Annotated in this window: 9 protein-coding genes; 5 read left to right on the top strand and 4 right to left on the bottom strand. The window is 69.8% G+C overall.

Annotated features, from left to right (window positions below):
- Positions 1 to 25 precede the first annotated feature (25 nt).
- Both OG788_RS10040 and OG788_RS10035 read right to left on the bottom strand, forming a co-directional pair.
- Positions 26 to 1,891, bottom strand: coding sequence for an AAA family ATPase (locus OG788_RS10040; RefSeq protein WP_356757721.1), 1,866 nt, complete (start codon positions 1,889 to 1,891; stop codon positions 26 to 28).
- Between the two features lie 467 nt (positions 1,892 to 2,358).
- Positions 2,359 to 3,012: a uridine kinase gene (locus tag OG788_RS10035; protein ID WP_406370249.1), complete on the bottom strand. Its 654-nt coding sequence runs from the start codon at positions 3,010 to 3,012 to the stop codon at positions 2,359 to 2,361.
- Between the two features lie 232 nt (positions 3,013 to 3,244).
- Between OG788_RS10035 and OG788_RS10030 the strand changes: the two genes are divergently transcribed.
- The 3 genes from OG788_RS10030 (at position 3,245) to OG788_RS10020 (ending at position 7,339) form a co-directional block, all read left to right on the top strand.
- Entirely contained in the window at positions 3,245 to 4,201 is a 957-nt protein-coding gene (locus OG788_RS10030; RefSeq protein ID WP_356757723.1) for a hypothetical protein, read from the top strand.
- Between the two features lie 54 nt (positions 4,202 to 4,255).
- Positions 4,256 to 5,797 (top strand): amino acid permease, encoded by a 1,542-nt coding sequence (locus tag OG788_RS10025; protein ID WP_351539309.1) that lies wholly within the window; start codon positions 4,256 to 4,258, stop codon positions 5,795 to 5,797.
- Between the two features lie 189 nt (positions 5,798 to 5,986).
- Positions 5,987 to 7,339, top strand: a complete 1,353-nt coding sequence (locus OG788_RS10020; RefSeq protein WP_406370246.1) for a peptidase C39 family protein — start codon at positions 5,987 to 5,989, stop codon at positions 7,337 to 7,339.
- Between the two features lie 42 nt (positions 7,340 to 7,381).
- On the opposite strand, the gene OG788_RS10015 is transcribed toward OG788_RS10020, so the two are convergent.
- The gene (locus tag OG788_RS10015) at positions 7,382 to 8,863 is read right to left on the bottom strand and encodes a M1 family metallopeptidase (RefSeq protein ID WP_406370245.1); all 1,482 of its coding nucleotides are present in this window, start codon (positions 8,861 to 8,863) and stop codon (positions 7,382 to 7,384) included.
- Between the two features lie 214 nt (positions 8,864 to 9,077).
- Here OG788_RS10015 and OG788_RS10010 point away from each other — a divergent pair, with 214 nt between their 5' ends.
- Together OG788_RS10010 and OG788_RS10005 are read left to right on the top strand one after the other, a co-directional pair.
- The gene (locus OG788_RS10010; protein WP_351539318.1) at positions 9,078 to 9,224 is read left to right on the top strand and encodes an SCO1431 family membrane protein; all 147 of its coding nucleotides are present in this window, start codon (positions 9,078 to 9,080) and stop codon (positions 9,222 to 9,224) included.
- A 189-nt stretch (positions 9,225 to 9,413) separates the two neighbouring features.
- Positions 9,414 to 10,073, top strand: coding sequence for a TetR/AcrR family transcriptional regulator (locus tag OG788_RS10005; RefSeq protein WP_406370243.1), 660 nt, complete (start codon positions 9,414 to 9,416; stop codon positions 10,071 to 10,073).
- Positions 10,074 to 10,207: 134 nt separating this feature from the next.
- Here OG788_RS10005 and OG788_RS10000 read toward each other — a convergent pair whose 3' ends face one another.
- Positions 10,208 to 11,515 (bottom strand): glycoside hydrolase family 18 protein, encoded by a 1,308-nt coding sequence (locus tag OG788_RS10000; RefSeq protein ID WP_406370242.1) that lies wholly within the window; start codon positions 11,513 to 11,515, stop codon positions 10,208 to 10,210.
- Between the last annotated feature and the right edge of the window lie 31 nt (positions 11,516 to 11,546).

The raw sequence follows: 11,546 nt of genomic DNA, 5'->3' as shown, positions 1-11,546 counted from the left end.
CGGCTCCGGCGGCGCCGGGGCCTTCTCACATGGCCGACGGATCCTGCGGGCCCCGTCCGGACAGGACCTCTCCGTAGGCCTGCATGAGGTCGGGCAGGCGCAGTGTCGACAGGTCGTCGCGCGAGGGTGTGCCGGGGTAACCCGACAGCCGCAGATCGCGATAGGCGCAGCTCTTCTCGTACAGGGTGCGCAGGAAGCGGCCGTTGCCGAGTTCGTCGATCCAGCCCTGGTCGACGACGTGGCCGGCGATCGACCGCAGCTCGTCCAGTGCCTCCTCGTCCCAGATGTCACCGTTCTCGGCGGCCAGCACCTCGCCGATGGAGGTCAGTTCGAGGGGGCGGTAGGAGGGGAAGTCCACGCGGGTGGTGAAGCGGGAGGAGAGGCCCGGGTTGGCGGCGAGAAGCCGGTCCATGCCCTCGGGGTATCCGGCGAGGATGACGACCAGGTGGTCGCGGTTGTCCTCGGCCCGCTTCAGCAGGACCTGGAGGGCTTCGTCGCCGTACGCGTCGCCCTTGCCGTAGCCGGAGTTGGACAGGGAGTACGCCTCGTCCACGAACAGAACGCCGCCGATCGCCGAGTCGATCAGCTCGTTGGCCTTCACGGCGGTCTGGCCGAGGTACTCGCCGACCAGGTCGGCTCGCTGGGCCTCGACCAGATGGTCGCCGCCGAGGAGTCCGAGCGCGTAGAAGACCCGGCCGAGGATGCGCGCCACCGTGGTCTTGCCGGTGCCGGAGGGGCCGGAGAAGACGAAGTGCCGTTTGGGCGGCTGCACCGGGAGGCCCTGCCCGGTGCGCAGCCTTGCCATGTTCAACTGCGCCGACAGCGCCTTGACCTGTCGTTTCACGGGCTCCAGGCCCACCATGCGCTCCAACTCGTCGAGCGCTTCCTCGAGTAAGGCCGGGTCCGTCGGTCCCGCGGGCAGCGGCTGCACCGGCACCAGGGCCTTCTCCCGGAAGGCGTCGGTCTGGGGCGGCAGCCCGCCGGGCGGCGAGGGATCGGGCTCCGAGAGTTTCAGGTCCCGCCCTTCGGAGCCGAACAGTGGATCCACGCCGTCCGGGCCCTCCAGCACGTCCTGCCCGATCCCGGCGAGCGTGATCGCCGCCAGATCGGCCGCGGCGTCGTCGTACCCGTCCCCCTCGGAGATGGCCGCGAGCCGCGCCGAGGTGTCCATGAAGGAGGGGTCGACCCGGTGCACCGCCCGGTACAGGGGGAGTGCCGCGGCGGACCGTCCGGTGCCCTCGTGGGCGCGGGCCAGCCAGTACCGCAGCTCCTTGCGCTGCGGCTGCTCGCTGCGGCAGCGCATCAGCGCGGACGACAGCAGGGGCTCCGCCTGGCCGAACATCTCCAGCCGTACGCGCGCCATGCCGCCGAACAGGCCGGCCTCTATGCCGAGCATCGGATCGTTGATCAGCGGATCGGTGTGCCGCACCAACTGGTCCCAGTCCTTGACCAGATAGGCGCGGCACGCGTGCAGGAACCGCACCTGGTGGTCCGCGTCGACCGGTGGCAGGCCGGCCAACGCCCGGTCCAGTTCCGGGACATGACGTCCGTCGAGCCAGTGCGAGGCGTGCGCGAGCAGCAGGTCGCGCGGGCTCTCCAGGACCGGCTGGACCCACCAGCCCAGCCAGTACCAGGAGTTGAGGGTGCGCCGGTGGCGGCCGCGCTGTTCGCCGAAGCGGTCCCGGTGCCGGAACATCCGCAGCAGCGCGGTCGTCGTGTCCACCCGTAGCGCGTGCAGTCCGAGCCAGCCGTCCGCCATACCGGGGTCCATCCGGACCGCGGCGCGGAACTCCTCCTCCGCCTGCGGGTAGGCGCCCATCGTGTAGGCGTCCACACCCCGCAGCCAGGCGAGGTCGGCCGGGGCCTCGGGGCCCTGCGTGCCGAAGTCCATCACGTCCCCCACAAACCGTGCCCCCGATGGTCGGGGAGTGTCTCGTGGATCAGGACACCCCCCTTGCCGCCGGGCCGGTGCCCGTCGGCAGCTCTGGTCGAACGACTGTGCCGCGGACGGGAGTTGCAGCGGTGCGCAGAGCAGCCGTCCGAAGGTCGCACCGAGAGGCATCGTACCTGCGGTTCATGGGCCTGCCGAAGGGTGCCGCACACCCCGTTCCACGAGGTGGGAGCAGATGGGGCGCACTTCGGACGGTGACCCAGGGTGAGCGAATCATGCCGCGCAGCGTCCGGAAAGAGAGGGTGTGGGCAGAACGAAGCCCCCGATCACGGGGGAACAACCGGGGGCTTCGCGACTGCGGGGCGGCTCCCGAAGGCCGCTCATTGAGAACGTAAGACCTGTACGGCCCCCTGGTCAAGCAGAGTTGAGGCACTGAGGAAACTTCCCGGGCGCCGCTCTTCACAAGTTCAGCACACTGCGGGTGGTCCATCACGGTGAGTGATGAACTGGTCCGGTCCAGACGTCTCAACAGGCCCCGGCAGCACCTCATATCCCTCCGGACACTGCCGCACCACATGGTCCGCGAAGGGCCGCGTGGGGTCCTCGGCGAAGTGCCGCCGCTCCGCGTGGACCCATCCGGCCCAGAAATCGCTCTGCGCCTCCCCGTCCCGCCGCCGCCCCCGCGCCCAGGCCTCCTCGTGCGGCAACTCCATCCACAGGAGCAGCGCGAGCCACGGGCGCAGCAGCCGGCGTCCCGCGCCGACGCCCTCCAGAAGCACCACGGGCGCGGCCGGCAGCTCGCGGGCCGGTCCGAACTCCCGGGCGGTCCAGTCGTAGGGGTGGTAGCGCGCCGCCTCGCCGCGCCCGAGCGGCTCGATCACCTCGCGCAGCAGGCGCAGGGTCCAGTCGAACAGCTCCTCGTGGGTGGCGATGTCGTCGAGGTGCAGTACGGGTGCGCCGCCCAGGGCGGCCGCCAACTCCCCGGCGAACGTGGTCTTTCCGGAGCCCGCGTGGCCGTCGACGCCGATCAGGCGGACGGGCCCGCAGGAGGGCGGCAGCCGGCGCAGACGCGAGGCGAGCTCGTGAATGAGGTTTCCCGGGGTGAGATGTGAGGTGGGCATAGTCCTGTGGAACATTCTATCGATGCGCCGATCATGGGGGATCCACGGGTTCGGGGTAGTGGCGTATTGAACCATTCATTGAACAATCCTCAGGAACTTCCCCCGTCGGCTCCAAAGGTTCCCGGCCCGGCGGAACCAGGTATTTCAGATATGCCGTTCCGGTACTCCGTGATGCTGAGTAGGGTTCCTGTTGCGCAAGGGCGAAGTGTCGTACGGGGATGGACAGGGGAAGATGGCCGCGGGCTTATTCGAGGGGCAGTATGTGTGGCATCCGGCGGCCGACGACCGCAGACTCGCGAGCGTCTGCGTGGATGTCCGGGCCGGCCGCTATCTGAGTGCCCACGAAGCTCTGGCGGAGACTCGCGCCGACTTCGCATTACGGGCCCACCGCTCCCTGGTCCTCGCCTCCGAGGCCGCCGACTCCGACCTCGCCGAACGCTGGCTGGGCGAGGAGCAGACCCCCGAGGCCGCGCTGATGTGGGCCCGCGTCGCCGTGCTGCGGGCGCTGCGCGCGGCGGACGCCAAGGACGACCGGGCCGAGGCCCTGGAACGCATAGCGCTGACCGCCTGCGACCGGGCCGCGACGATGGACCGGGCGGATCCCACGCCCTGGGTCGCCCGGCTCTCGATGGCCCGGCTGCACGATCTGCGCGACCCCGCACCGCAAGGGCTGCTGACCCAGCCGCCCGGTCCCTGGCGCCTGTTCTCGCACATCGTCCGCCTCGATCCCTGGAACCGGGAGGGTCATCACCGGTTCCTGGCGTTCTTCTTCACGCGGTACGGCGGTTCCGTGAACGCCGCCTGGGACGTCGCCGCCTTCCTCGGCCAGCGCGCCCCCGCCACCTCGCCGCTGCGGATGCTGCCGCTGGTGGCCCTGGTGGAGAGCTACAACCCCTCCCAGTTGCTGGTCGACCGCACCTGGGAGCAGCCGCAGTGGCGCTCCACGGCGCTCGCGATCTACCAGAACTGGCTTCCGGAGGTGTCCGGATACCGCTTCACGCCGGTGCTCGACCTGGCGTATCTGGCGCACGCCCTGTTCATGGCGCAGCGCGAGTTCGAGGCGCGCGCGGTCCTGATGGCCATGGGGCCGTACGCGTGCCGCATGCCGTGGAGCGTGTTCGGCGAACCCGAGGAGCAGCTCTCCCGCGCCCGTCGAGCCTGCGGCCTGCCCGTGCCGGGAGCCGCCTGACCGGCCACCGCCCTCCCTGACGACCTGCACCCCCCACCCAGAGAAAGGTCAGCTGTGTCAGAACGCATATCGGCCCCACGCCGGAGAGCCCGCGCCGGAGAGGATTCCGTCGCCCTCGACGACGACGCGACACTTCACGCGATGGGATATCCGCGAAAACTCACCCGCCGATTCCAGGCGTTCGACAATTTCGCGATCTCCTTCACCATCATCAACATTATCTCCGGTATTTTCTCGTCCTTCGGATTCGGAATGAACGCGGGCGGTCCGCGCATTCTCGTGTTCGGCTGGATCGGCGTCTCCGTGATGGTGCTCTTCATCGGTGCGGCGATGGCGGAGGTCGCCTCCGCCTATCCGACCAGCGGGGCGCTCTACTTCTCCGCCGGGAAGCTCGCCAAGCGGCACAAGGGTGCCTGGTCCTGGTACACCGGGTGGCTGAATTTCGTGGGCCAGGTGGGCGGCACCGCCGCCACCGGATACGCGGCCGCCACCTTCATCCAGGCGTTCATCGCCCTGCAGTGGCACTCGTACGAGCCGACCGCCCAGCAGACGGTCCTGATCACGGGTCTGATCATCGTGCTCCAGGGTTTGGCCAATACCTACACCGTCCAGCTGGTCGCCCTGCTCAACCGGATCTCCGTGTGGTGGCTGCTGATCGGGCTCGTAGTGATCGTGAGCACACTCATCGTGATGCCCGACGACCACCAGTCGGCCTCGTTCGTCACGCATTTCGCGAACAACACCGGTTTCACGAACGGGATTTACGGCGGCATGCTCGGTCTGCTGGTCACCAGCTGGACCTTCACCGGCTTCGACGGCAGCTTCCACATGTCCGAGGAAACGGTGCGTGCCACGGTCAACGCGCCGAAGGGGATCACCCGTGCGATCGGCTATTCGGCGATCACCGGACTCATCCTGATGCTCGCCCTTGTGTACAGCATCCACGATTATGACCAGGTGGCCGGTTCGTCGGCGCCGCCCGTGCAGATCCTCATCGATGGGCTTGGCATGGGCATGGCAAAGTTCATCCTGCTGATCGTGATCGGGTCCATGCTCTTCTGCGGTCTGGCCAACCTGACCAGCAACACCCGGCAGATCTTCGCCTTCTCCCGGGACGGCGCGATGCCCGGCTCCCGCTGGTGGCACTCCGTCTCGCCCCGCACCCGTACCCCCGTCAAGGCCGTCTGGCTGGCCGTCGCCTGCTCGCTGGCGCTCGTCCTGCCCGGCTGGTGGTCGCACACCGCCTTCACCGCCATCGTCAGCGTCAACGTCGTCGGACTCTTCCTGGCCTACGCCGTGCCGATCTTCCTGCGGCTGCGGCTCGGCGACGAGTTCCAGCCCGGCCCCTGGCACCTGGGCCGCTGGAGCAAGCCCGTCGGCTGGGTGGCCGTGACCTGGATCCTCGCCAGCAGCGTGCTCTTCATGCTGCCGCAGGTCTCGCCGATCACCGGGGACACCTTCAACTACGCCTCGATCGCCCTGGCCGTCGTGCTGATCATCGCCACGGTGTGGTGGTTCGCCACGGCGCGCCGCCGTTTCCAGGGCCCCGTCAGCTACGGCCGCCCCGACGAGGTCGCCGCCATGGACCTCGTCTGATCGACCGTCATCCTCGGCCCCGGCACCCGCCGGGGCCGAGGCGTCGCAGGTCATGCCAGTGGTCCCGACCAATATTGGTAGGCGCGGCACGGGCCGAAGTGCTGGCAGAAGTCGGCCTCCGGCGTCCATAGTTGGCGCACAACCGAGCATTGGGCCCGCCCGTTCCGGACACCTGGGGGTTCTCCACCCATGAGCAGAGCCGAACAGCCGTCCCGCAGAACCGTCCTGGCCGCCGCGGTCGCCGCGGCGGCGGTGGGGGCCGCCGGCCCGTCGGCCGCCGCCGCCCCGGCCCGCCGGGCCAAGGCGTCCGGCGGTCTCGTCGACAACCGCGCCTGGACCTCCTACAGCGACTGGCGCGGTGGCACCGCGCGGGGCACGCGGGCCGTGCCGGGCGCGCGTCCGGGCCTGGTGATCGTCTCCCCGGCCGGCACCACGGACTACACCGACCCGCACACCGGCAAGACCGCCACCTGGGAGTACGCGACCTGGACCACACCGGTCCACCGGCTCGCCGTCCCGTCCACGGGGGCCATCGCCTCCTGGAACGCGCACACCCCGGCCGGCACCTGGCTCCAGGTGGAGCTGACCGGGACGTACTCGGACGGCACGGACACCCCCTGGTACGTGATGGGCCGCTGGGCCGCCGGCGAACAGGACATCCGGCGCACCTCCGTGGACGATCAGACCGACGGCCGCAGCAGCATCTGGACGGACACCTTCTCCATCGACGACGCGGCCTCCGGCCTGCGTCTCGTCTCGTACCGGCTGCGCCTGACCCTCTACCGCACCCCGGGCTCCAGGATCACGCCGACCGTGTGGCGGCTCGGCGCGATGGGCTCCGACATCCCGGACCGGTTCACGGTCCCCGCCTCCACGCCGGGGCTCGCCCAGGAGCTGAAGGTCCCGCGCTACTCGCAGGAGATCCACGCCGGCCAGTACCCCGAGTACGACAACGGCGGCGAGGCCTGGTGCAGCCCCACCTCCTCGCAGATGATCATCGAGTACTGGGGGCGCAGGCCCACCGCCGAGCAACTCGCCTGGGTCGACCCGACGTACGCCGACCCGCAGGTGTGCCACGCGGCCCGCTACACCTACGACCACCAGTACGCCGGCTGCGGCAACTGGCCCTTCAACGCCGCCTACGCGGCGACGTACAAGGACCTCCAGGGCGTGGTGACCCGGCTTGCCTCGCTCACCGACCTGGAGACGCTGATCGCCGCCGGAATTCCGGCCATAACGTCCCAGTCGTTCCTCAAGTCCGAGCTGACGGGGGCGGGTTACGGCACCTCGGGCCACCTCATGACCGTCATAGGGTTCACCGCGGACGGCGATGTGATCGCCAACGATCCGGCGTCACCCGGCGACGACGCGGTGCGCAGGGTCTACAAGCGCTCCGAGTGGGAGAACATCTGGCTCCGGACCAAGCGCTACAACGCCTCCGGGAAGGTCGTCTCCGGAACCGGCGGGGTCTGCTACCTGTACTTCCCAGCGCATCCCTCGTCGCGGCAGCGCAAGGCGCTCGCGGCGGTCGGCGTCCGGTGATCCGAGGGGCGGCCCCCGGCAGTGGGGGCCGCCCGTCCGGGCTCAGCCCTGGACCGGATCCACCACCCAGTCCGGGTGGTTCGGCATCGGCGGTGTCGTCGCGCCGAACAGCCACGGCCGCAGGAAGCCGTCGAGGTCCTGGCCGGCGACCTTCGAGGCCAGGCCGATGTAGTCCTCGGTACTCGCGGTCCTGCCGCGGTACTTGGTGACCCAGGCCCGCTCGATCCTCCCGAACGTCTCCTGGCCGACCTTCTCGCGCAGCGCGTACAGCACCAGCGCCGAGCCGTCGTAGCGCATGCGCTTGAAGAGGTTCGGCTCGGTGGGCTCGGCCGGGGCGCCGTAGTCGTGGCGCCACTGGTCGTGGCTCGCGTACGCCGTCCTCATGGTGTCCTCGAAGCTCACTCCGCCGTGCGCCTCCGAGTACAGCCGCTCGTAGAAGCGGGCGTGACCCTCGCTCAGCCACAGGTCGGACCAGGTCTTGATGCCGACGCTGTCGCCGGTCCACTGGTGGGCCAGCTCGTGCACCAGATTGCGCTCGGCGCTGACCCGGTCCCCGAGCAGGTCGGCCTTGGGGACCAGGGAGAGCGTCTGCGTCTCCAGGGCGACACCCAGATCGGTGTCGCCGACGAGAACGCCGTACCGGTCGAAGGGGTACGGGCCGAGCCGCTCCTCCAGCCACGCGATGTGTTCGGTGGTCAGCTTGCGGTACTGCTCGGTCGGCGCGACCAGGTCGTCCGGGACCACGTCACGGACCGGCAGTCCGTGCGGCCCGGTGTTGTCGACGAAGGTGAACCGGCCGATCGCCAGCTGGGCGAGCTGGGTGGCGACCGGCTGCTCGGAGTCGTACGTCCACCGCACGCGCCCGTCGGCCCGCTCGGTGCGGTCGGTGAGCCTGCCGTTGGCCACGGCCGTCAGCCCGGCCGGGGTGGTGACGCGGAAGGTGATCGGGGCCCGCCGACTGGGGTGGTCGTTCGACGGGAAGATCATCTTGGCGCCGTTCGGCTGGGGATAGAGCACCGTGCCGTCCGGCGTCGGGATCCAGCCGTAGTCCTCGATCGCGTCGTCACGGTGGCGTATCCGAGTGGGATCGGCGGTGTAGGTGACCTTGACGGTGAAGGCCCTGCCCCGGGCGAGGGGCGTCTTCGGGGTGACCACCAGTTCGTCGCCGTCCCGCTCGGCGGCGGCCGTCCTGCCGTTCACGGTCACGGTGTGCAGGGTGTTGCCGGCGAAGTCCAGATCGAAGCGGGACAGGGCCTGGGTCGCGGTCGCCCTGACCGTCGTGGACGCCTCGAAGGGCGTCTTCGGTGCCTGCCAGTCGAAGTCGAGGGTGTAGCGGCTCACCTCGTAGCCGCCGTTGCCGTCCAGCGGGAAGACCGGGTCGCCGAGCCCCGGCGCGCCGGGGGACGGGACGTCGGAGGGCGAGGAGGCTGCCTGCGAGACCGGGCCCGTGAAGGCGGCCGCCACGGTGATCGCCGCCGCCAGGGCGAGGCGAGCTCTGCGGCGAGGCGTCCGGAACGTGCTCATCGGGGACCTTTCGGTTGGCTGACCGGGATCGTGTGATGAGACGCACACGCGGAGCGCACCGTTGTGGAATCCTGCGGGATTCGAAGGTGGTCGAAGCGTGGACGTGACCCAGGTCTCTACCGGTGGGAGCGGCTCCGGTGGCAAGGTGGTCGGGTCGGTGGGGAGCCGACGGGAGGCGGGGGGTTCCACCGCACCACTACGTCAGCGAGATGCCATGACCGCGAGCTCCGCCACCGCCCCTCGTCTCCGCGCGCGCACGGGCGGCCCCAAGGACGACGGCCCGAAGATCGTCGAGCACGCCGTGGGCTGGATCCTCGTGGTGGTCGTGGCGATGCTGGTGACGCAGCTCGGTCTGCTCTGAGCCGTCACACCCCCAAGAGCTCGCGGCGAGGCCCGCGGCGGTCCGCAAGCAGCGGCAGGCCCCCGCCCTGCGGCCGGGCTGCCGCTCCCGCCTCGCGGTGACCGGTTGCCGACCGCACCCGAATGAGCGGTCGGCATGGTTCTGCCATACTGCGCATGTTCCGTCGGCAGTTGGAGACCAGGGCCGAAATTGAATAATAGTCAACAGCGCGGCGTCGACCGTCCCCGGGTGCGGGGCACCGACCGCTCATTGGCGCGCCGCGCCGAACTCATCGCCATCGGACGGAAGTTGTTCGCCGACACGTCGTACGACGCGTTGTCGATGGATGACATCGCACGTCAGGCGCATGTCGCCAAGGGATTGATCTACTACTACTTCAAGTCCAAGCGCGGCTACTACCTCGCCATCGTCGAGGACTCGGTCGCGGACCTGGTCTCGCGGGCCGCCGACGGTGCGGAGCTGCCTCCGGTGGAGCGGGTGCACCGCACGATCGACGGCTATCTCCGCTATGCCGAGCACAATCAGGCCGCCTATCGCACGATCATCACCGGCGGCGTCGGCTTCGACACCGAGGTGCAGGCGATACGCGAGGGCGTGCGCGAGGTCATCGTCGAGACGATCGCCGAAGGGGCGTACGGCAGGGGCCGGACAGGGCCGCTGCCCCGGATCGCCCTGCTGGGCTGGCTGCACAGTGTGGAGGGAGCCACCCTCGACTGGATCGGCCACCAGACGCTGCCGCGCGAGACGATGCGCGAGCTGCTCGTGAAGATGCTGGGCGGCACGATGCGCGCCGTCGAGGAACTCGACCCCTCGTACGTGGCCCCACCCGGCGCCCGCAGGGACGGCTGACCGAACGGCGGACCCTCTGCGGGGGCGGGCCGGCGAAGGCGCGCCCGTCGTGGACGGTGTCCTGCCCGGCCGGCCGGCCGGCGAAGGGGCGGACACCGTGGCCGGTGCCCGCCCCGAGTCGCTTTCGCCGAAGGCTAGTTGATCGACCTGATCAGCTCGCCGTTCGAGGTGTCGCCGCTCAGCTCCCAGAAGAAGGTGCCGCCCAGGCCCTGCGCGTTCTTGTAGCTCATCTTGCCCGCGATGGTCGACGGGGTGTCGTAGCTCCACCAGTTGGTGCCGCACTTGGCGTACGCGGTGCCGGCGACCGTGCCGGTCGCGGGGCACTTCGTCTTGAGCACCTTGTAGTCGTCGATGCCCTGCTCGTACGTGCCCGCCGCCGGGCCGGTCGCCGTGCCGCCCGGCGCCGCCTGGGTCACACCGGTCCACCCGCGCCCGTAGAAGCCGATGCCGAGCAGCAGCTTCGAGGCGGGAATGCCCAGCCCCTTGAGCTTCGCGATGGTCGCCGAGGTGTAGTAACCCGCCTTCGGAATACCGGTGTAGGAGTTGAGCGGCGAGTGCGGGGCGGTCGGGCCCGCCGCGTCCCAGGCGCCGAAGAAGTCGTACGTCATCGGGTTGTACCAGTCGACGTACTGTGCCGCGCCCGCGTAGTCCGCCGCCTCGATCTTGCCGCCCGCGGTGGCGTCGGCCGTGATCGCCGCGGTGACCAGGTTGCCGCTGCCGAACTTCGCCCGCAGCGCCGACATCACGTTCTTGAACGCCGCCCTGCCGCTGGTGTCGCAGGACAGGCCGCAGGAGTTGGGGTACTCCCAGTCGATGTCGATGCCGTCGAAGACGTCCGCCCACTTGGAGTTCTCGACCAGGTCGTAGCAGGACTGGGCGAACGCGGCCGGGTTCCTGGCGGCCTCGGTGAAGCCGCCCGACCAGGTCCAACCACCGAAGGACCAGAGGACCTTGAGGTTCGGGTGCTTCTTCTTCAGCTTGCGCAGCTGATTGAAATTGCCGCGCAGGGGCTGGTCCCAGGTGTCGGCGGTGCCGTCCACGGACTGGTCGGCGGTGTACGCCTTGTCCGTGGCCGCGTAGGCGTCGCCCATGGCGCACTTGCCACCGGTGACGTTGCCGAAGGCGTAGTTGATGTGGGTCAGCTTGGCGGCGGAGCCGGACGTCTCGACGTTCTTGACGTGGTAGTTCCGGTCGTAGACGCCCCACTCGGTGAAGTAGCCGACGACCTTGGAGCCGGCCGCGGCCGCGCTCTGTGCGCCGACGGTGCTCGTGGTTCTCGCGGTTCCGGTCTCGGTGGCCGTAGCCGTTCCGGCGCCGGCCAGCAGTCCGGCTCCGAGGACGGCGCAACATGCGGCGGACACCAGTGCCCGGAGTGAAGTGCCCTTGGGGCGAACGGAGTCGAGGAGCTGAGGGAGGGCGCGGGGTCGGTGTGGTCTGAGCATCGGTTCTCCTCGTGGGGGAGGGGAGTGTGGG

This window comes from Streptomyces sp. NBC_00647, from assembly GCF_045207245.1.
Taxonomy (GTDB): domain Bacteria; phylum Actinomycetota; class Actinomycetes; order Streptomycetales; family Streptomycetaceae; genus Streptomyces.
This window is presented reverse-complemented; position numbering and strand designations above follow the sequence as displayed.